The sequence below is a fragment of the Mucilaginibacter sp. P4_D1 genome (genome assembly GCF_056401935.1).
Genome location: NZ_JBFUIJ010000018.1, coordinates 68,091 through 90,302, shown reverse-complemented (window position 1 = coordinate 90,302; position 22,212 = coordinate 68,091). Strand labels below are relative to the sequence as shown.

The following is a 22,212-nucleotide window of genomic DNA, read 5'->3' as shown; positions in this document are numbered from 1 at the left end:
CTGCTAAAATTTAATCGAGATGAAATTGTTAACTATATACACCCGATATTCAGGCCTTTTAGGTCGAAAATCTATGGGCCTTGCCTTGTTGCTGCTAATAGTGGCAGGCATGCCGTCCTGTAAAAAAAGTTACCTTGATGTGGTGCCCGATAACGTGGCAACCATTGATAATGCCTTTGCCAACCGCAACGAGGCCGAAAAATATTTGTTTACCCTGTACTCGTACCTGCCGCAGGAAGGGCATCCCGATAAAAACCCTGCCTTCAGCGGTGGCGACGAAGCCTGGACCTACTGGCCCATGACCGAAGATTATTTTTACCTTGACCCCTATAACATTGCCCGCGGTAACCAAAACCGGGCCGACCCTTATATGAACTATTGGGATGGCTATGATAGCAAATCGTTATGGCAGGGCATAAGGGCCTGTAATACCTTTTTAGATAATTTGGATAAGGTAACCGATTTGCAGCCCTATGTTAAAGTACGCTGGGTGGCCGAGGCCAAATTTTTAAAAGCATATTTTCACTGGTACCTGTTCAGGATGTATGGGCCTATACCCATCATGGATAAAAATATAGCCATAACCGCGCCGCCCGAGGAGGTTAAGGTTTACCGCCAGCCGGCCGATTCGGTAGTGAACTACATTGCCCGGTTGCTTGATGATGCTGCCGCGGGCGATGATAACACCGGCTTACCAAGCGTAATTACCAGTGCATCAACCGAGCTTGGGCGGGTTACCAAGGTAGCGGCGCTTGCCATTAAAGCCCGTGTACTGGTTACCGGTGCCAGCCCCTTGTTTAACGGCAATAATGATTTTGCGGGCTTAAAGGCCAATAATGGCAAGCTGCTTTTTAACCCGCAGTATGATGCCACCAAATGGGCAAGGGCCGCCGCCGCCTGTAAAGTTGCCATTGATGCTGCTGCGGCAGCAGGGTTAAAGCTATATTATTTTACACCAGGCATTACCGCTGTTGATGATGTAACCAAGGTAGAAATGAACATCCGCAATTCGGTTTGCGAAAAGTGGAACAGCGAACTGATCTGGGGCTTAACATCAAGCGGTAACCCAACCTTCTGGTTACAGGAGTTTGCCATTCCGCAGCTTGATCCTAACAACATCAACCTTGATTTAAAAGGCAAACTGGCGCCGCCGCTAAAAATGGCCGAACTGTTTTACACCAAAAATGGTGTACCTATTGAAGAAGATAAAACCTGGGATTACGCCAACCGCTTTAAACTGCGCACTACCACAAGCGCCGATGCTGGTATGCAAAACGGCTACCAAACTGTGGGCCTGCATTTTGACAGGGAGCGCCGCTTTTATGCCGATATGGCCTTTGATGGCTCAACCTGGTTTATGAAAAACGGCACCTATAACGTGCAGAGTAAACTGGAGCAATACTCGGGCAAAAAGCAAAGCCGCCTGTATTCCATAACCGGCTATTACACCAAAAAAATTGTGAACTGGAACCTGGTATTCTCATCAACCAACGTAACGGTTGAATCGTACCCATGGCCGGTAATGCGCCTGAGCGATTTGTACCTGTTATATGCCGAAGCTTTGAATGAATCGGGTAATTCGGCAGCTGCTTTGCCTTATTTAAACCAGGTAAGGGCAAGAGCGGGCCTGCAATCTGTAGAGAGCTCGTGGACCAATTTTTCAACCAATCCGGCCAAGTATACCAGTGTTAGCGGCCTGCGCGACATCATCCGCCAGGAGCGCGGTATCGAGATGGCGTTTGAAGGCAGCCGCTTTTGGGACCTTCGCCGCTGGAAAACCGCACCGCAGGTATTAAGCGCGCCAATTTACGGCTGGGATATTTTACAAAGCACTTATGAAGATTATAACCGCAGAGTATTGCTTTACAGCCCCAGGTTTGTTGCCCCGCGCGATTATTTCTGGCCTATTAAAGAATACGATTTGCAGGTGAACCCAAACCTGGTTCAAAACTCGGGATGGTAATTAAAATATAAATGATGCAGGTAAAAAAATTATATCCATCAAAAAATATAAGATAATGAAAAAGATATTATTAATGTGCTTGATGAGTTTGGCCGTGCTGGCCATTAACTCCTGTAAGCAGGATAGGCTTGAACCCGTTGCCAAAGATGGGGTTGCGCCGGGGCCGGTAACCAATGTAAGCGTCGAGAACATGCACGGTTCGGCAAAAATAAGTTATGGCTTGCCTAACGATGCCGATTTGTTATACATCAGGGCCGTATACACCACCAAGCAGGGCGTGGTGCGCGAAACCAAGGTGAGCCGCTATAACAGTAATTTAACGGTAGTTGGCTTTGGCGATACCGATGCTTACCAGGTTACGTTGTATGCGGTTGATAAAAGCGAGAACGCATCGGCGCCAACCCTGGTAACGGTGCACCCTTTAACACCTTCGGTAAGGCTTGTGCGCGATAGCCTGGTGGTATCGCCCGATTTTGGGGGCATCAACGTAAAGTTTGTAAACGCTACCGAAGAGAGCCTGGCTATCGTCGTGCTTTCTAACGATTCGCTTAAACAATTTGTGCCTATCAATACCGATTATACCAGCCTTAAACAAGGCGATTTCTCAACCCGCGGCCTTCCGGCAACGCCTACCAAATTTGGCATTTTTGTGCGCGACAGGTGGGGCAACCTTTCGGATACATTGCTGGTAACTGTTACCCCGCTGTTTGAGCAACTGCTCGACCGGACAAAAATGAAAGGCATAGTTTTACCTACCGATGCCCCGCTGGGTTATAACGGCAGTATAGCAGGCCTTTTTGACGGCAATGTAAATGATGGCTTTTATCATACCGGCGATGCCTCACGAATGCCGCAGCAATTTACCTTTGATATGGGAGTAACAGCCAAACTAAGCCGGCTTGTCTGGTTTATGCGTGGCAATTTTTTCTATAACCTGCATAACCCGCGAGTTGTTGAAATTTGGGGTTCAAACAATCCAAACCCGGATGGCAGTTATGACAGCAGCTGGACGTTGCTGGTTAAGCATACACAGATCAAACCATCGGGTTTGCCGGCGGGCGAGCTTTCGCAGGCCGATATTGATGCCGCTAACGCCGGCGAAACCGTCACCTTCCCGCTTAACACGCCAAAGGTACGTTATATCAGGTTCAGGACGCTTAAAAACTGGTCCGATGGGTCGTACGTCAATTTTTATGAGCTGATGATGTATGGAGATGCAACTAATTAATGATCAAAAAAAGAATTTATGAAGACGATAAAATATTTTGCCCTCCTGTATGTGCTTGGTCTTGTTACCGGCTTAAGCTCCTGCACAAAAACAACGGGCGATGCTTATAAAAAATTTGAAAAAGGCGGAGAGATCACCTATCCCGGCCGGGCCGATACTGTGCTGGTGCAGGCGGGTTACAACCGGGTACAATTGGCTGTAGTTTTGGGTAACGATCCGCTGGTTACCAAAATCAGGGTGTACTGGAATAACCAGGTCGACTCTACCGATGTACCCGTAACGCATTCGGGCGGCAAGGATACCGTTAAAGTGATTGTCCCTAACCTTACCGAAGGCAACTATAATTTTACGATATACACGTTTGATAGCCAAAACCACAAGTCGGTGGTTATTAACGGATCGGGGATAGTTTATGGTCCAAGCTATCTTACCTCATTAACCAACAGAACGTTAAAATCGTTAACCGAAAGTACCGATGGTAATAAGATAGAACTGAGCTGGGGCGAACCTGCCGGCGGAGAGTTAGGGGTAGAAATTAATTACACCGGGCAAAACGGCGCGGCCCGCAAAATAGTGATACCGCCAACCGAAACCAGCACCGAACTGCCCGATTATAAAGAAAGCACGCAGCTTACCTACAAATCATTATACAAGCCCGATTCAACCGCGTTTGAAACGTTTTCGCCCCCGGCATCAACAGTTACCTTGCCAAAGTTTGAAAGGCAGCTTGATAAATCAAAATTCGCCCTGGTTACCTTACCAACCGATGTAAAAGATGGTGGATATGGCTGGCTGCAAAGCTACCTGTGGGACGAAAATTATAACCCTCCGGGCTTTGCCACGCAATCTATTATCCCGTGCTGGTTTACATTTGATAGCGGCGCGTCAGCATCCATCAGCCGCTTTAAAGTTTGGCAGGCCAATGACAGGCTGTATGATTTGGAAAGCGTGAAAACCTTTGAGCTGTACGGCAGTAACAGCCCATCGGCAGATGGTAGCTTTTCCAGCTGGACAAAAATAGGTTCCTATACCTCGGTAAAACCATCGGGCTTACCACCCGGGCAAAACACAGCCGCCGATGTAGCCTTTGCATTGGCCGGCGAAGAATTTACCGTGACCAGTGGTACACCAAAATTCAGGTATTACAGGTTTAAATTACTTACAAACTGGGGCGGCGGCAATTTCATGACGATGGAAGAGATTGCGTTTTATACGCACGACCGGTTGTAGTTTGATACAATAATTATATAAGAACTAAACAAATAGCCATTCAGCGTTAGCTGGGTGGCTATTTGTTTGTAAAGAAGGCAGTTGTGTGGCAATTTTTTTATTCGTGCCGTTAATAAACAGATTGTTATAAGAACGAACCGGTTGGGGATGAGTGCCGGTGCTACCGTGTACCTATGTGTTTTAATAAAAGAAAAATGTCATTTCGATGGCGCAAGGGGGGCAAAGAGCGGGAGCGCGAAGGAGAAATCTTGTACTCCCTGCATCACCACAAGCCCTCGGAATGCGAGGCGTACAAGATTTCTCCTCAACCCACCGCTCCAACCCATCCCAGTTTCGTTCGAAATGACAACGGGTTTCATTAATTGATGAGATTCAAAAGATGTGTGTACACGGTAGGTGCCGGAGGGAGATGAAGTCTAGTACTCCCTGCATCACTACAAGCCCCCGGAATGCGAAACGTACAAGATTTCTCACCCTTTCCCTACACGTTCCGGCCCTTCAAGGGATTCGAAATGACATTCGGTTTGATTAATTGATGAAATCCAGCAGATTCAAACTAGGTTAAAAAAGCCCAATCACCATAAACCACAACAGCATAAAAAAACTTTGTAAAAATTATTATACAAAATTTTGCTAAATCGTTTTTATTAGATAATTTGGTCGATAATTACCAATTATAAATCGAGTTTCTAAAATATATTTCCAGGGATTAAAAAGATGACCAATAATAAAAGGGCTGGTTTTGTTGCTTTGTCGGGCAAAAAATATTTTACTGTGCTGTTAACTGTTGTGTTAACTTTCGGGGTGGCGGTGTTAAACGCTCAAACGCCGGCTGCTTACGTAAATCCTTTTATTGGTGCAACTACCAACGCAGATGAAGCCGGAGTTTACCACGGCCTTGGCAAAACATTTCCCGGGGCTACTACACCTTACGGTATGGTACAGGTAAGTCCAAACACCATCACAGGTGGCGATAATGGCCCGGGTTACAGCTTTGAGCATACCAGTATAGAAGGCTTCGCCATGACACAAATGAGCGGTATAGGCTGGTACGGCGACCTGGGCAATTTCCTGGTGATGCCTACCGCCGGCAAAATGTACACCATAGCCGGTAAACTGGATGGATCAATGAAAGGCTATCGCTCGCAATACGATAAAAAAAGTGAGAAAGCATCGGCAGGTTATTACAGTGCTTTGCTGACCGATCACAACATTAAGGCCGAAATGACGGCTGCCCAACACAGCGGTATGCTGCGTTTCACCTTTCCGCAAGGCAGCGATTCGCGTATCCAGATTGATTTGGCGCGCAGGGTAGGGGGTACCTCAACGCTCCAATACGTAAAAGTTGTTAATGACCATACTATTGAAGGCTGGATGAAATGCACGCCAGATGGCGGCGGCTGGGGCAATGGTGACGGCCATGCCGATTACACGGTTTATTTTTATGCCGAATTTAGCAAGCCGCTGAAAGATTTTGGTGTTTGGAGCGCCAATATCCCCGATGACTGGAGCCGTAAACTGGATGATGTAACCGGGAAAAAATATTTAGATAGGGTTGCCGAAGCCGAAATATTAAAAGGCGCAACAGAAAAGCAAGGCAAGCACCTGGGTTTTTATACCCAATTTGCCACGCAAGCCAATGAGCAGGTGCTGCTTAAAACAGGTATATCCTTTGTAAGCATCGCGGGAGCAAAAAACAATTTAAATACTGAGGTTAAGGATTGGAATTTTGATACCCTGCACCAAAAAGCCATCGCTTCATGGAATAAAGCTTTGTCAAAAGCAAGCGTACAGGGCGGTACGCCAGATCAAAAAACGGTATTTTATACAGCACTTTACCATACCATGATAGATCCGAGGATTATCAGCGATGTAGATGGCAAATATCCGGGCGGCGATGGTAAAATACATCAAACCGCAAATTTTAATAAGCGGACTATTTTTAGCGGATGGGATGTGTTCCGCAGCCAGATGCCCCTGCAAACCATCATAAACCCGGGCCTGGTGAACGATGAGATCAATTCGCTGGTAACATTAGCGAAGGAAAAGAAAATGGATTACCTGGAACGCTGGGAGATCATGAACGCTTATAGCGGTTGTATGATTGGTAACCCGGCTGTATCGGTAATTGCCGATGCTTACGCCAAAGGCATCCGCAATTATAACGTGCCCGAGGCTTATCGCCTTGCGGTGGGCTCTGTCGAAAAATTTGGCAATGGCGATAAAGGTTTTACAGGCGGCGATTTGAGCTTATCCCTAACTTTAGAATACGCCTATACCGATTGGTGTGTAGGCCAGCTGGCTAAATGGCTGGGAAAATCTGCCGATGCCACAAAATACACCCAACGGGGGCAGGCCTACAAAAATGTGTTCGATACCGAAAAAGGCTGGTACAGGCCCAAAGATGATAACGGCAACTGGAAAGCCTGGCCCGATTCGGCACGTACCAAACAATGGTATGGCACTATTGAAAGCAACCCCTACCAGCAAGGCTGGTTTGTACCGCAGGACGTAAAAGGCATGGCCCAAATGATGGGTGGCAACGCCAAAACCATTGCCGACCTCAATAACTTTTTTGAAAAGGCCCCAAATAACATGATGTGGAATGATTATTACAACCATTCCAACGAGCCGGTTCACCATGTGCCGTTTTTGTATAATCGCTTAGGCGCACCATGGCTTACACAAAAATGGACCAGGGAAATTTGTCGCCGTGCGTACCTTAACTCGGTTGATGGCCTGGTTGGGAACGAAGATGTAGGGCAGATGTCGGCCTGGTATGTGTTGGCAGCCAGTGGATTGCACCCGGTTTGCCCTGGTGATACCCGGCAGGAAATTACCAGCCCGGTATTTAATAAAGTAGTTTTAAGGCTCGATCCTAAGTATGCCAAAGGGCAAACGTTTACAATAACCGCACTCAAAAATTCGGCGGCTAATGTTTACATCCAAAGCGCAAGGTTAAACGGCAAGGCTTACAACAAGTGTTACCTCGACTTTAAAGATATAGCCGCGGGCGGCACGCTGGAGCTTACCATGGGCAGCAAGCCAAATAAAAACTGGGGAATTTAAAGGAATATGTATTTGGGTAAAGCGACGGATTGTTATGATAGCTAAATCGATTTATGAAAAATCAGATCCTCTATTGAGCAAGGAATTAAAAAGAAAGAGCGAGGGGAACCTGCGATTCCCCTCTTGAGAGGCTACTGTGTGTACACATCTTTTGGAAACGTACCAATAATAAAAAAAATGTCATTTCGAACGAACTGGGGAGGGCTTTGAGTGTTGGCGTGAGGAGAAATCTTCTGCGACATGCTTGCAAATTTGCATGGTTGAATGCATGTCGTATAGGATTTCTCCTCGTACCTCGTTCGAAATGACATTTTCTTTTGTTTTAAAGATGTGTACACACAGTAGCTCTTGAGAGGGGGGAGGGGTGTGTTTATACGAGCGGCTAATGAACGCTGGCCAACACACCCCTGCCACCGCCCGGTCTTTCGCGCCCCCTCTCGAGAGGGGAATTAAAAAGAAAAAGAGCGAGTAAGTGTGATTCCTCCTGAGAGGGGAATAGCAAAAGGGAGCAGAGAAGAATATAATTTGAACAAAACATACAATGAAAAAAGCATTTTTACTATTAGCCGGCATTAGTCTTTCCATCTGGGCCAGCGCGCAAAAAATCGCCCCGTTTAAGGCGGGCGACAGGGTGGCATTTGTGGGCAACAGCATTACCGATGGCGGGCATTACCACTCGTACATTTGGCTGTATTACATGACGCATTACCCCAACGCGCGGATAACCTGCTTTAACGCGGGTATTGGCGGCGATGTTATAGGCCAAATTTACGATAGGTTTGATGATGATGTACTTGATAAAAAGCCTAACGTTTTAACCCTTACCTGGGGCATGAATGATAGCGGTTATTTTGAGTGGTACCGTGCCGACGCACAGGATGTTATGGATAAAAGGATCCAGGGGAGCTATAAATATTACAGTATGCTGGAAGATAAGCTGAAACAACTGCCGGCTATAAAAAAGATCTTTATTTTGGGTTCTCCGTATGATGAAACTTCTAAGTTCACCACCAAAAATATCTATCCTAAGAAAAGCATAGCGTTTTCAAAGATTATCGATTTCCAGCAGGAGGCGGCAAAAAGAAACGGCTACGGTTATGTAGATTTTTATCACCCTATGGCAGCCATTAACCTGCGCGAACAGGCGAAGGATTCAACTTTCAGCCTTACGCCCAATGATAGGGTGCACCCCGATAACGATGGACACCTGGTGATGGCCTACCTGTTTTTAAAAGCCCAGGGGCTGGATAATCAGTATGTTGCCGATTTAAGCATCAATGCGCAAAGCAAAAAAGTGTTGAAAGCCGTAAACTGCCGCATCAGCAATATAACAGCCGGCGCAGATTCGGTAGCGTTTAATTACCTGGCCAGTTCGCTGCCTTATCCTATCGATACCATTCCGCGTGGCTGGGGCAATCGAAAAAAGCAGGCAGATGCCCTAAAAGTAGTTCCGTTTACCAAAGAGTTTAACCAGGAATTGCTGAGCATTAAAGGCCTTAAGGACGGCGATTATAAAGTGATGATTGATGGCGAGCAGATAGGCAGCTGGTCGGCCCGGCAACTGGCCGGCGGCATTAACATGGCCGAAATTACCACTACTCCCCAATACCAGCAGGCCATCCAGGTTCGCGAACTGAACGAAGAGCGCTGGGATATTGAACGCCGTACAAGAATGTATGTTTGGATGCAGTATGATTTTTTAAAGGGCAAAGGTTTGCTGCACAACGATAGCAACGCCGCTATGGACACCGTAAAAAAATACGCTGTAAAAGACATTTTTGTGAATGGCAATAAAGATAACTATAGCCGCGCCCGCTACAAAAGCCTGCGCGATGCCTGGCAAAAAGAAACGGATGTACTAACCGACCAGATTTATGCCATTAACAAACCCAAAAATCACCGCATTACTATTATAGCTGCCAAATAATTATACCCGCAAAATACCTATACCCATATGAATAAAAAAACAATAATAGCCCTTATAGCCTTTTTTATAAGCTATATAAAGGTTGATGCAGCTACGGTTGATACCGTTTTAACACACAGCAATGCCATGCGCCAGGATATTAAGGCGGTAGTGATAAAGCCCGCAGGCTACCAGGCCGGCAAAAAGTTTCCGGTGTTGTACCTGTTGCATGGTTTTAGCGGCAACTACAGTGATTGGATTTTAAAAGTACCCGCCATTACCAAACTGGCCGATGAGTATCAAATGATGATCGTATGCCCAGATGGCAATTTTGCAGGTTGGTATTTTGATAGCCCTATGAATAAGGATTGGCAATACGAAACTTATGTTGGAACCGAACTGGTGAACTGGGTTGATAAACATTACGCTACAATTGCCGATAGGAGCGGGAGGGCCATCACCGGTTTAAGTATGGGCGGTCACGGCGCCATGTACATTGCCTTTAAGCACCAGGATACCTTTGGCGCGGCGGGCAGCATGAGCGGCGCGCTGGATATCAGGCCCTTTTCGGATGCGTTTGGTATTGAGCAGGTATTAGGAAAATACAGCCAATATCCCGAAAGGTGGGAAAAAAACAGCGTTATCAATATGATATACCTGTTAAAGCCAAACTCGCTGCTTATTACGTTTGATTGCGGTTACGATGACTTTTTATACCCGGCAAATGTTGCTTTTCATAATGAGCTTTTAATGCGTAAGATTCCGCATGATTTTACCGTAAGGCCAGGGGCGCATACCTGGGAATTTTGGAGCAACTCGGTTGTTTACCAGGCGCTGTTTTTTAGTCGCTACTTTAACAAAATAAAGTAGGGGATAGTGTTGCGAAATTTAATTACCGGGCTTGTAATATTTGGCCCGGTTTTTAAACACTTTTTTAATTTTTGTTAGATTTTAATGCAAACAAAATAAATTAAAAAAAAGTGTTCAAAAAATTTGCTAAATCGTTTTTATGATTTAAATTAGCAGTCAGATTAAATATCTGTTATAAACCAACTAATACCAATATACTTTTTTTTAGGCAATCTGCGTAAAGCTGCCAAATTTAGCTAAATCRATTTTTCGATATTATTTAAATGGACTTGTAGTGTTAAAAATATGCTATTGTAAATAAACCTGTAATATGAAAAAAATTTACTTCAAGGTTCTTACTTTTTCGATGTTCGGGCTTGCGCTTTGGGGCATGTCATCCTGTAAAAAGGATGGTTTCCTGGGGCAAACCACTACATCAAACTTAACCCAAAGCACGGTGTTTGCCGATAGCGCCAATACGGTGGCGTTTTTGTCAAATATCTACAGTAATGTGGGTTTCAGCTTTAACCCTGGCCGCTTTTTATACGGGCCTATTTTATCGCCTACAACCAACGGCGGGCTTGATGCTGCTTCGGACGAAGCCGAGGTTTACACGTCGGCCGGTTCTACTGCTTTGGCTTTTGAATCGGGCACTATCAACGCGGCTGTAGTTACCGATGATGCTTATAAAAACAGCTATACCAACATTCGCGCGGTAAATCAGCTGCTGGCCAATTTGCCAAAGTCGCCTATAAATAATTTTACCAAAACGCAGATGCGTGCCGAGGCTCATTTTTTAAGGGCCTGGTATTACGCCATATTATTAAAACACTACGGCGGGGTGCATATAGTTAACGATAAGATTTACAACTACACAGATGCCATCCCCGCAAAGCGGAATACCTATGCCGAAACGGTAAACTATATTTTGGCCGATTGCGATACCGCCGCGCTTGAGTTGCCAACCGTTCAAAGCGGCTTAAACTATGGCCGCGCTTCAAAGGGCGCCTGCCTGGCCTTAAAATCAAGGGTTTTGTTGTATGCTGCAAGTCCGTTATTTAACGGGCAATCGATAGGCGATGGCGCTACAAAAGAACTGGTGGGCTATGCTACGTTTGATAAAGAACGCTGGAAACTGGCCGAAGATGCCGCGATTGCTGTAATTGGTACCGGAGCCTATAAACTCAACGTTGATAATGCTACCGCACCCGGCTATGGCTTTCAGCACCTGTTTACCTTGCCCTTTAATACCGAATACATTTTTGAGCTGATGCGCGGCAACAATGCCGATTTTGAAAGCCTGTGGCAACCACCATCGCGTACGGGCAAAAATGGAGCCCTGCCTTTGCAGGGTTTGGTTGATGCGTTCCCGATGAACACAGGCAAACCCATCACCGACCCAACATCCGGCTACGATCCGCAAAACCCTTATGCTAACCGCGACCCGCGTTTAGATTATACCGTTATCCGCGATCAAACACTTATCCAAAACAGGCTGTCGTCGGGCAAATCGCCTATTAATATTTTTACCGGTACGTATAACGGTCAATCAACCGGCCCCGATGCGGTAAATGTGGGCACCCGTACAGGCTATTACACCAATAAAATGCTGGATCCGGATGCCGTATCGCAGGATTTTACACATCCAACCAAAAGGTGCTGGCCATTAATGCGTTATGCCGAAATTCTGCTTAACTACGCCGAGGCCGCCAATGAATATGAAGGCCCAACCACACTGGTTTACCAGGCTGTTGAAGCTATCCGCCAGCGGGCAGGGTTAAACCCGTACCAGTTGCCAACCGGCTTAAGCCAGGCAGATATGCGCAAAACCATTCAGAACGAACGCCGTATTGAGCTGGCGTTTGAGGAGCACCGTTTTTGGGATGTGCGCCGCTGGAAAATAGCCGACCATACCGACAATATCCAAACGTACGGTATGGAGGTTGACCGTAATAATGCATCGGTTACTTATAAAACCTTCCCGGTGCGCAAGCGCAACTTCCGCACGGCTATGTACCTGTGGCCTTTCCCGCAAACGGAGGTGGCCAAATCGCCTGATATGTTACAAAACCCAGGGTATTGATCATCATTATAAGATAAAAAGCAAATGAAAAAGAATAATATAATGCAACAGTGCGGCTTTTTGCTGGTAGCGATAGCGGCTATTTTGATGGCATCATGCAAAGCCGAAAAGGTATTGCCGGTAAAAGAATCTATCAAAGATATCACGGGCAGTTGGCAGGTGATCAGGGCAACGCGCAACGGCACCGAGCTTACCACCCTTATCGATTTTACCAAATTCAGGGTAAACTTTAAAGATGGTGGCTATACCATTGAAAACCCGCTGCCTTTTTTAGTAAACGCCAACGGCAAATTCGCGCTCGACGATCCGGAATATCCATTTAAAATAACGTTTACTGCAACCGGGGGCGCCGCTGTATCAACACCGTTCAATTATCCTATTGTGAATGGTAAAAGGCAGCTAAGCATCACTTTTAGCCCGGGCTGCCCAAACAATAGCTATGTATACGTACTGCAAAAAGTTAACTAACCATAAACCATAACCTACTAATACAACAGATTTTATGAGATCATATTTACATATAAAAGGTAAAGGTTTATGGAAGTTTTGCGCCTTAACTGCCCTGGCTATTGTACTGGCCTGCTGCGGCGAGGTGATAACCAGTGTTGACCAGCCTGCAACTGCAACAGCGGGGTCTACAATGACCGTAACTGTTCATCTATCTATACCAACGGCGGCAGATGGCGGCCCCGATTACCTGGTGTTTGGCTTTTTGGTACCCAAGGGATGGAAAGCGGCACAAAATACCGTTGTAACCTACTCGGGCGCGCAGGGCAGCGGCAACATGACGCTGATACCCGAAGGAACCTTAGGCAAAAACGGAAACGGCTTAACCTGGACAGCCTACATGAAAAAAACTTTCCAGATAGGTGGTAACCTTATCGACGATATGGAATGGGTAGCTTATCAATCAGATAAAGCATATTCGCACAGCGGCGGGCTTGAATTTAAGGGCGATATCACCATTAAAACAAAAGTGGCTGCCGATAATAACAACTACCTGGTAAAATTAGGCTACACCATTACCGATACCGGCCACGGCTTTACCAGCGATCAGTTTGGTACCTATTACAGCGAAGTAGTAACACCCTGCTTTGAAGTTACCGGCGGCACCGGCGACCTGATTGATTTTTGTAATCCGCAGCTTACCACAGTTAACCCGCCAAAATCGTTAGATAACGACATCATAACGCTAACCTTTGATGGCACGGTTGTTAACACGCCGCTAAACAACGCTGCCGAAACTTACCTGTGCGCTACCGCCTATACCAGTGATGGCAAAACCATCAGCGTTTGCGAGCAAACCGATAAAACCAAAATGATACAAGCGGTGCCAAACAGTAAAAAGTACCAGCTAACGTTTTGGCCCAAGTCGTTTTTTAACACAACGGCGGCGCAAACCATCACCAAAATAGAGTACTTCATTACCGATAAAACAGGCACTGCAAAGGTTGGCTATGGTAACACACTGGCGCCGTTTGTTTACACTTTTAAGTGCTCGTAACCAACTATAATACAAAAGGAGGCCGAATTAACCTTGTTTTTAAAATCACAGGTTGAGGTAGCTGCTAAACGATATTTAATTATTGCCAACAATTTAAATCTTATACTATGGCTTATTGCTACTTAAAGAAATGCTTTACAGGTTTCGTCATATTGATGCTTATGCTGGTAAAAACCGGGTACGCAGCTATGCAGGATACCACAGGCAGGGGTAGTACCCATCCTGGTTGGGTAAGCGGGGTTGTACTTGATGAATATGCCAACCCTTTAAACGGGGTTAAGGTAATGATAAAGGGTAAAACCGATGCCAGCTTTACTGATAAAGACGGTCGCTTCGAGATTAACGCTGTCACCGGCGATAAGCTGGTATTTACCATGCTTAACTATTACACCAGCGAGGTAAACATCAGCAGCAAAAGCCCTGTCACCATAAAATTGCTTGATACCTATTTAAAAGCGCCCGAAACGATAAACGTGTTATACGGCACCAAAAAGGCAGCTGCAAACCTGGGGTCGGTTGCTTCCATTTATACCAACCAGCTTACAACCACACCGGCATCGTTATATACCCATGCATTGCCGGGGCAGCTGCCGGGCTTGTACACGCAGCAGTACAGTGGCTTTGCCAGCCCGCAAACCAGCACCCAAACCGTGGCCGATTTTATTGGCAACGTGGTGCAGCACAACAACTACTCGGCAAATGATAATACCGAAATAGGTTTATCGCTGCGCGGACAAACGCCTATAACCATCATCGATGGGGTACAGCGCGAAATCTCTTCAATCGATCCGGAAAGTATTGAGTCGGTATCGGTTTTAAAGGATGCCTTATCAAACATTTTGCTGGGTATCAACAGCTCGCGCGGTGTTTTACTGATCACTACCAAACATGGCCAGGCAGGGGCGCCCCGCATTTCGTTTACGGCCGAAGTTGGTTCGCAACACCCGCTGGATCTGCCGAAACCGCTGCCAGCCTACCAGTATGCTTATCTATATAACGAGGCGCTGCAAAACGATGGCAAGCCAACTATTTACACCGCCGATGACTTTAACGCCTACCGCAACCATACCGATCCTGCTCATCACCCGGATGTAAATTGGTTTAATACCTTGCTGCGCAACAATTCGCCAATAAGCAGCTACAAACTCAACGTTAACGGCGGCAGCAGCGCAGCGCAATACAGTGTGTCGTTAAATTATATGGATCAGCAGGGCATGTTTAAAACCTCGCCGGCTGCAACTTATAATACCAATAACGAACTTAGCCGTTACATTATCAATTCGGATCTGAGTGTAAACGTTACCAAAAAGTTTACGGTTGATTTGCAATTGTTTGGCCGTATTCAACAGGCTACCCAGCCGGGGACAGGCTACTCGGGCATCCTGAACACTTTGTACAATACACCTAACAACGCCTACCCGGTTTATAACCCTAACGGATCGTTCGGCGGTACTACATTGTTTACCAATAACCTGTTATCGCAATCGCAGTTTTCGGGCTACCAGCGCACCAACAGTAACGATGTAATGGCCAACCTTGATCTTAATTACGATTTAAGCAGCGTAACAAAAGGCCTCTCGGTAAAACTAAAGGGCAACCTGGCCTTTGAATCGCAGGGCCTGGTAAACCGGTCGCTGCAAAACAATACCTATTTGCTTAACAAAGATAGCTCATACTCGGCTGTGGGTACACCAATATCGCAATCAAACGGCTTTGCCACGGTATCAAGCGCCCGGTATTCTTTTGCGCAGGCCGCTTTAAATTACGAGAGGCAGTTTGGAAAAGGCACCGTAAGCGGTATGTTGTTGTATGATACCCGGTCGGTTGTATTAAACTATGACTTATCTGGTGTTACCACCAACAGGGCAGCCAAATTGGGTTACAACTACGATGGCAAATACTTTATTGAAGCATCGGCCAACAGCAGCGGCTACAACAGGTACCCGCCCGGTAACCAGTATGGCATGTTTTACGCCGTTGGCTTAGGCTGGCAAATGGGGCAGGAGGGTTTTATAAAAGATATTAGCTGGATAAGTTCATGGAAATGGCGCGCAACTTATGGTAAAACCGGCAATGCCAATGTTGATAATTTTGGTTACTACAACTTTTTGCAAACCTATGGTACGTCAATCGGGTATCCTTATACACTGGGTACTGCCCGCAGCGTAATTCAAAGCTATAACGAAAATACCCTGGCTAACCCTTACATCCGTTGGGAAAACGCCAAAAAATTGGATATTGGTACCGATATATCCCTGTTTAAAGATCACTTTAAAATTACTGCTGATTACTTTCATGACAGGTACTATGATCTGTTACAAACCCGTGGCAATAGTATAGCCTTGTTAGGAACCACCTACTCGGCCGAGAATATTGGCGTGAAGTTGTATAAAGGTACCGAGCTTACTTTAACCTACCAGGACCATGCCGGTAATTTAAATTATTTTATTACAGCTAATGCAACGCGGCAAACATCAACCAATGTATTCAGCGATGAAGAGCCCGCTCCGTATCCATGGTTAAGGCGCACCGGCTTATCAAACGACGTAATATTTGGCTATACTGCTTTAGGTTTCTTTAAAAACGCGCAGGATGCAGCCACCAGCGCCACCACAGTTGGCTACACGCCACAGGCCGGCGATGTAAAATACAAAGACCTTAACGGCGACCACGTTATTAACCAGTTTGATCAATCGGCCATAGCCAATACCAAACCTTTAATTTATTACGGCTTATCATTTGGTGTTAACTATAAAGGTTTCAGCGTGAGCGTAATTATGCAGGGTGTTACCAACCACCAGATTATTTACAACAACAACCTGGTAAACGGCTTTGCCGGCCTTGGTCAGTTTGGTAACATTTACCTGGGCCAGGGCTATGATGCCCTAACCGGAAGGTGGACACCAGAAACAGCTAATATAGCTACCCTGCCGCGCTTATCATCAACCGGCAATGTTAACAATGGTTTGCTATCAACACTGTACATCCGGTCGGCAAATTACATGAGGCTTAAAAATGCCGAAATAGGCTATAGCCTGCCGCTGCAGTGGGCACGCAAGCTAAGATTATCGGGCATCAGGGTATTTGCCAATGGCGAAAACCTGTACACATTTTACGGCTACAAGGGCGTGGATCCGGAAGTGTATGGTTTGGCATACCCCATACAGCGCGTGTTTAATGCAGGTATAAACATTAAGCTTTAATTATTGGCCAACATTAAAATTATGATCATGAAGAGAATTAAAAATATACACATAGCGGCCGTACTCATTTTGGTAATACTGGCAGGCTGTAAAAAATATGAGCAATTTCCGGTTGATAAGGTAGGCATTCAATATGTGTTTGACCCTAAGGACTCTTTAGGCAGCAGTGCGCAGGAATTTTTGTATGGCATTTACCCGGTAATGAAAAGCGGTCATAACCGGGTAGGCGGCGATTACCTGGATGCCGCATCTGATGATGCTATGTCATCGGCATCGGGGCCAACAAACCAGGTAACCATTTTGGGTACAGCCGCATACAATTCCTACACCATTCCTGCCGATGAAAATCTTTGGGCCTACTATTATGCAGGCATCCGCAAGGCCAATATTTTTGTGAATAACATTGGCGTAGTGCCGGTGATGGCTAAATACAAAGGCTACTCGCAAAAGTATGTTTGGAAAAGCGAGGCCCGCTTTTTAAGGGCGCTGTTTTATTTTGAACTGGTAAAACGCTATGGCGGTGTGCCATTGCTTGGCGATAAAGTATTTACCATAAGCGATAACGTATCGCTGCCCCGTAACTCATTTGCCGATTGCATCAAATACATTACAAGCGAGTGTGATGCCATTAAAGATACATTGCTTACTGCCCCGGTTGATAACCCCAATGCCGATGCGCACAGGGTAACCAAGGGCGCCGCGCTTGCCTTAAAGGCAAGGGTGTTATTATACGCCGCAAGCCCATTATTTAATGGCGGTAATATTGATGCTGCAAACCCGCTTACCGGTTATACCGATAATAGTTTGGCCCGCTGGGCAGCGGCATCGGCGGCGGCAAAGGATGTCATGAACCTGGGCGCATACTCGTTACCGAACGATTTTAAGGGTGTGTTTTTGAACCAGAATAACAGCGAAATGATCCTGATAAGGCAAACAGGGTCTGATAACGGGATTGAAACTGCCAACGCACCGATAGGTTTCCCGGGCGCGGCTGCCAAAGGCCAAACCAGCCCAAGCCAGCAACTGGTAGATGCTTTCCCGATGAGTAACGGCCTGGCTATTACCGACCCGGCATCGGGATACGACAGCAATAACCCGTACGCAAACCGCGATCCGCGCCTTACTTATACGGTGTTTTATAATGGTGCCCGCTGGCTTAACAGCGACCTGCAGCTGTATGAGGGTGGCCAAAGCAAGCCAAACACCAGCCTGCAGCAAACTAAAACCGGCTACTACATGCGCAAATTTATGGGTAACGAAGAAAATGCGAACAGTTTTCAGGGCCATAATGCCGATTGGCTGGTGATACGTTACGCCGATGTGATATTAGGGCATGCCGAGGCTGAAAACGAAGTAAACGGCGCCACCAGCGATGTTTATAACGATATAATCAGCATCCGCAAACGGGCAGGCATAGCAGCAGGTGGCAATGGCTTATACGGGTTAAAAGCAGGCATGACCAAAGATGAGATGCGCGATGCCATCCACAACGAACGCCGGATAGAATTTGCCTTTGAAGAGAGCCGCTATTGGGATATCCGCCGCTGGAAAACAGCCAATTTGGTCATGAACCAGCCATTGAAAGGTATGTCTATCAATAAAATAGGATCGAGTTTAACCTACAATATAGTTACAGCGCTGGATACCAAATTTAACCAGCCGGCTATGTACCTGTACCCTATACCCTATGATGAAGTGTTAAAGAACCCGAATATGAAACAAAATCCTGGATGGTAATCCTTCAATCAATTTAACCAAATTAATTAAGCAGTTATGAGAAAATTCATACTTTTCTTTCAAATAATAATAGCCATGCTCCCGGTGGTGGTATTTGCGCAAAGCAAAACCGTAACCGGTACCGTGCGCGACCTTACCGGCGCTTTGCCGGGCGCGTCAGTGGTTGAAAAAGGATTGCCAACCAACGGGGTAATTACCAATGGCAACGGTAAATTCAGCCTTACACTTAAAGGGCAGTCAAACAGCATCATTGTTAAATTCATCGGCTATATACCGCAAACCTATACGTTTAAGGACGGTAATACAGCCGATATTATCCTGCAAACAAACAGCAACGGTCTGGATGAGGTTGCGGTAGTAGGGTACGGCAAAAGATCGAGGCCTACCAACACAGGAGCCGTAAGTTCCATTTCGGCGGCTGATATACGTACCGTGCCAACGGCCAACGTGCAAAATGCTTTAACCGGTAAATTGCCGGGCTTTTTCTCGCAGCAGGCATCGGGCCAGCCGGGTAAGGATGCATCTGACTTTTATATCCGTGGTGTAAGTTCATTAAACCCCGCAGGTAACCAGCCGTTAATTATTGTTGATGATATTCAGTATAGTTATGACCAGCTGCAGCAGATCAACGTAAACGAAATTGAAAGTATATCGATATTAAAAGATGCCTCAACCACGGCTATTTACGGTATTAAAGGTGCCAATGGTGTATTGGTGGTTACTACCCGTCGTGGTAAAAGCGGTGCGCCAAAAATTAATTTAAGGGTAGAGACCGGCTTACAGGCACCAACCAAAACGCCAACCTTTTTAGATTCATACAACTCGGCAGTATTAATTAACGAGGCCTATGGTAACGATGGGCTCAACAAGCCATTCACGCAGGCAGATATCGACCATTTCAAGGCCGGAGACGATCCTTACGGGCACCCGGATGTTGATTGGTACAACAAGATATTCAAGAAAAATACCTACCAGGCCAATACCAACCTGGATATATCGGGCGGTAACAACGCGCTTAAGTATTTTATCTCAGGCGGTATCCTGAAACAAAATGGATTGGTGCGTGACTTTGCCGATCCGCAAAGTCTGGTAAACACCAACTATTATTTCAACAGGTATAACTTCCGCTCCAATCTCGATTTAAAAGCCAACAAAACGTTAGATCTTCGTTTGGATGTAACCACCCGTTTTTCTGACTTGAATCAGCCTTATAACGAGAATGCCGTGGGCGAGATCTATAATTTTACTAAAGAGACGCCATTTACCGCGCCCTACATCAACCCTAATGGTTCGTACTCCTATGCTTACTCGCCGTTTAACCCCGAGCATTTGCCAACGCTGAATGCAAGGCTGGCAACCGGTGGCTACCAGCACTCGCGCCGTACCGACTTTAATTTCCTGTTTGGCGCTACCCAGAAACTGGATGCGTTAACCGAAGGCTTATCACTAACCGGCAGGGTTGCATACTCCAGCATTGAGCAGTTTACCAAGCAAATTTTTAATGGCGGTATCCCGGCTTATCACTTTGATCCAACAACTAATCAATATGCCTTAAGGCCGGGTGCTACTTATGTGTATACACCCTACGCACTTACGGGTAATACCGATATCAACAGCAACAACTATGATGTACAGCTATATGCCAATTACGATCATAATTTTAGCAATTCGCACCATGTAACCGGCTTGCTGTTGTTTAACCAAACATCGCAAACTTACAATGCGCAGTCGCTGCTGGATGCCTCGCTGGTCGCGGTGCCGCAAAAATTCCAGGGGATATCCGGTAAGTTAGGGTACGATTATAAGCAGAAATACCTGTTGGAATTTAATATTGCTTACAACGGTACCGATAGGTTTGCTGCCAATCACCGGTTTGGATACTTCCCGGCGATAAGCGCAGGATATAACCTGGTGAAAGAGAAGTTTTTTACTGAAAAGTTCCCGGTGTTCAGCCTGTTCAAAATAAGGGGCAGCTACGGCCTGGTAGGGTCAGATGCGGCGCCAGGTAACCGGTACGTGTACAACCAGGTTTATAAACAAGGCGGTGGCTATTATTTTAACGAAACGCCGCAAGGTTATGGCACCATTTACGAAGATGCCCTTAGTAATGCCAATGTAGTTTGGGAGCGTGCCAAAAAAACCGACGTAGGTTTGGATATGAACTTGTTTAACGATAAGATCTCGGCTACTATCGACTTTTTCCACGATATCCGTTACGACCAATTGATTGTGCCGGGTAGCGTACCCGAAATTATTGGTGTGGCTTTACCTGCGGTAAATATCGGTAAAACCCGCAACCAGGGTTTTGACGGGCAGATATCATACCACAGCACTTTAGGAAAAGTTCAATACAATGTGGGCCTGGTATTTTCATACGCCAAAAACAAAATCCTGTTCCAGGATGAGGCATCGCCTGCCTATCCGTGGCTGGCTTCAACAGGCAAACCAATAGGGCAGCAGTTTGGCTACCATTACCTGGGTTATTACACGGCTAATGATATATCGGCTATTAACGCCTACCAGGCTGCTCACGGCGGATCAAACGCGGGTAACCCTATAGCAGTGCCCGATAACGGCTTGCCGCTGCAACCCGGCGACCTGCGTTACCAGGATTTGAACGGCGATGGCATCATTAATGTGTTTGATAAACGTGCAATTGGCAATCCCAATTTGCCTAATACCTCGCTGGGCTTGTCGCTGCAGGCCGTGTACAAAGGATTCAGCATCAGTGCGCTGTTTGCCGGTTCGTTTAACTATAGCTTCGCGGTGCTGGGCACCGGTATCGAGCCGTTTCAAAGTCAGTTTCAGCCCATTCACCAGGAACGCTGGACACCGGCAACCGCTGGTACTGCCAACTTCCCGAGGCTAACTACCAACCCTACATCAGTTAACAGCCCTACATCTTATTTTTCGGATTACTGGCTTATCAATGCGCATTATATCCGTTTAAAAACAATTGATGTGGGTTACCAGCTGCCTACCAAATTGCTGCCCTTTAAAATTAATAATGCCCGTATTTACTTAAGCGCATACAACCTGTTTACATGGACAAACTTTAAAAAATACCAGCAGGATCCTGAGGTAGCCACCAATACCGCAGGTGATGCATACATTAACCAACGGGTACTTAATATTGGTATCCAGGCCGGGTTTTAATAATGAGGGGAGCGATGTCGGCGAAGACTCACCCCGACTCGGCTGCGCCCGTCGGCCCTCTCTCCAACTTCGTTGCAAAGAGGGCTTAAAAAAATATGTTGATACCCTCTTTGCGGCGCAGCCGGAGAGAGGGTCGGCCAGCGCAGCGTAGCCGGGGTGAGTAGTGGCCAGCGTTCAGGCCGCTACCCATGACGTGTTATAATTTCGAATACGCAGGCCTGTCACCCTGAGCCTGTCGAAGGGTCGCGCGGAGAGGCCTTTGCCCACTATGCTTCGACAGGCTC

The 22,212-nt window shown here is 46.3% G+C and carries 12 protein-coding genes; all 12 read left to right on the top strand.

Translation table 11 applies throughout. The features are described from left to right. The first annotated feature begins 19 nt into the window (after positions 1–19). Positions 20–1,963, top strand: a complete 1,944-nt coding sequence (locus AC1DV1_RS17045; RefSeq protein ID WP_477361312.1) for a RagB/SusD family nutrient uptake outer membrane protein — start codon at positions 20–22, stop codon at positions 1,961–1,963. Positions 1,964–2,018: 55 nt separating this feature from the next. After that, positions 2,019–3,191 carry a DUF5000 domain-containing lipoprotein gene (locus AC1DV1_RS17040; RefSeq protein ID WP_477361310.1) on the top strand — a complete coding sequence of 391 codons (1,173 nt, stop codon included), beginning with the start codon at positions 2,019–2,021 and terminating at the stop codon, positions 3,189–3,191. 18 nt (positions 3,192–3,209) lie between these two features. Then, positions 3,210–4,421 carry a DUF4998 domain-containing protein gene (locus tag AC1DV1_RS17035; RefSeq protein ID WP_477361308.1) on the top strand — a complete coding sequence of 404 codons (1,212 nt, stop codon included), beginning with the start codon at positions 3,210–3,212 and terminating at the stop codon, positions 4,419–4,421. 717 nt (positions 4,422–5,138) lie between these two features. Further along, positions 5,139–7,490, top strand: coding sequence for a GH92 family glycosyl hydrolase (locus AC1DV1_RS17030; RefSeq protein WP_477361306.1), 2,352 nt, complete (start codon positions 5,139–5,141; stop codon positions 7,488–7,490). Positions 7,491–8,031: 541 nt separating this feature from the next. Beyond that, entirely contained in the window at positions 8,032–9,417 is a 1,386-nt protein-coding gene (locus tag AC1DV1_RS17025; RefSeq protein ID WP_477361304.1) for an SGNH/GDSL hydrolase family protein, read from the top strand. 27 nt (positions 9,418–9,444) lie between these two features. Continuing rightward, positions 9,445–10,266, top strand: a complete 822-nt coding sequence (locus AC1DV1_RS17020) for an alpha/beta hydrolase (RefSeq protein ID WP_477361302.1) — start codon at positions 9,445–9,447, stop codon at positions 10,264–10,266. 310 nt (positions 10,267–10,576) lie between these two features. After that, positions 10,577–12,328, top strand: a complete 1,752-nt coding sequence (locus AC1DV1_RS17015; protein ID WP_477361300.1) for a RagB/SusD family nutrient uptake outer membrane protein — start codon at positions 10,577–10,579, stop codon at positions 12,326–12,328. 24 nt (positions 12,329–12,352) lie between these two features. Further along, positions 12,353–12,796, top strand: coding sequence for a DUF5004 domain-containing protein (locus tag AC1DV1_RS17010; RefSeq protein ID WP_477361298.1), 444 nt, complete (start codon positions 12,353–12,355; stop codon positions 12,794–12,796). A 34-nt stretch (positions 12,797–12,830) separates the two neighbouring features. Beyond that, positions 12,831–13,832: a DUF4961 domain-containing protein gene (locus AC1DV1_RS17005; protein WP_477361296.1), complete on the top strand. Its 1,002-nt coding sequence runs from the start codon at positions 12,831–12,833 to the stop codon at positions 13,830–13,832. A gap of 107 nt (positions 13,833–13,939) precedes the next feature. After that, positions 13,940–17,035 carry a SusC/RagA family TonB-linked outer membrane protein gene (locus AC1DV1_RS17000; protein ID WP_477361294.1) on the top strand — a complete coding sequence of 1,032 codons (3,096 nt, stop codon included), beginning with the start codon at positions 13,940–13,942 and terminating at the stop codon, positions 17,033–17,035. Between the two features lie 27 nt (positions 17,036–17,062). Next, complete coding sequence (locus AC1DV1_RS16995; RefSeq protein ID WP_477361292.1) at positions 17,063–18,772, top strand: RagB/SusD family nutrient uptake outer membrane protein; 1,710 nt, start codon at positions 17,063–17,065, stop codon at positions 18,770–18,772. A 36-nt stretch (positions 18,773–18,808) separates the two neighbouring features. Continuing rightward, a complete protein-coding gene (locus tag AC1DV1_RS16990) occupies positions 18,809–21,928 on the top strand; it encodes a SusC/RagA family TonB-linked outer membrane protein (protein WP_477361290.1) in 3,120 nt (1,039 codons plus the stop codon). Positions 21,929–22,212: the final 284 nt, after the last annotated feature.

Bases quoted from the DNA above. Each gene is read 5' to 3' on its own strand.
- AC1DV1_RS17030 (WP_477361306.1), top strand. From the start codon at position 5,139: ATGACCAATAATAAAAGGGCTGGTTTTGTTGCTTTGTCGGGCAAAAAA.
- AC1DV1_RS17020 (WP_477361302.1), top strand. From the start codon at position 9,445: ATGAATAAAAAAACAATAATAGCCCTTATAGCCTTTTTTATAAGCTAT.
- AC1DV1_RS16995 (WP_477361292.1), top strand. From the start codon at position 17,063: ATGAAGAGAATTAAAAATATACACATAGCGGCCGTACTCATTTTGGTA.
- AC1DV1_RS17035 (WP_477361308.1), top strand. From the start codon at position 3,210: ATGAAGACGATAAAATATTTTGCCCTCCTGTATGTGCTTGGTCTTGTT.
- AC1DV1_RS17000 (WP_477361294.1), top strand. From the start codon at position 13,940: ATGGCTTATTGCTACTTAAAGAAATGCTTTACAGGTTTCGTCATATTG.
- AC1DV1_RS17010 (WP_477361298.1), top strand. From the start codon at position 12,353: ATGAAAAAGAATAATATAATGCAACAGTGCGGCTTTTTGCTGGTAGCG.
- AC1DV1_RS17015 (WP_477361300.1), top strand. From the start codon at position 10,577: ATGAAAAAAATTTACTTCAAGGTTCTTACTTTTTCGATGTTCGGGCTT.
- AC1DV1_RS17045 (WP_477361312.1), top strand. From the start codon at position 20: ATGAAATTGTTAACTATATACACCCGATATTCAGGCCTTTTAGGTCGA.
- AC1DV1_RS17040 (WP_477361310.1), top strand. From the start codon at position 2,019: ATGAAAAAGATATTATTAATGTGCTTGATGAGTTTGGCCGTGCTGGCC.
- AC1DV1_RS17005 (WP_477361296.1), top strand. From the start codon at position 12,831: ATGAGATCATATTTACATATAAAAGGTAAAGGTTTATGGAAGTTTTGC.
- AC1DV1_RS17025 (WP_477361304.1), top strand. From the start codon at position 8,032: ATGAAAAAAGCATTTTTACTATTAGCCGGCATTAGTCTTTCCATCTGG.
- AC1DV1_RS16990 (WP_477361290.1), top strand. From the start codon at position 18,809: ATGAGAAAATTCATACTTTTCTTTCAAATAATAATAGCCATGCTCCCG.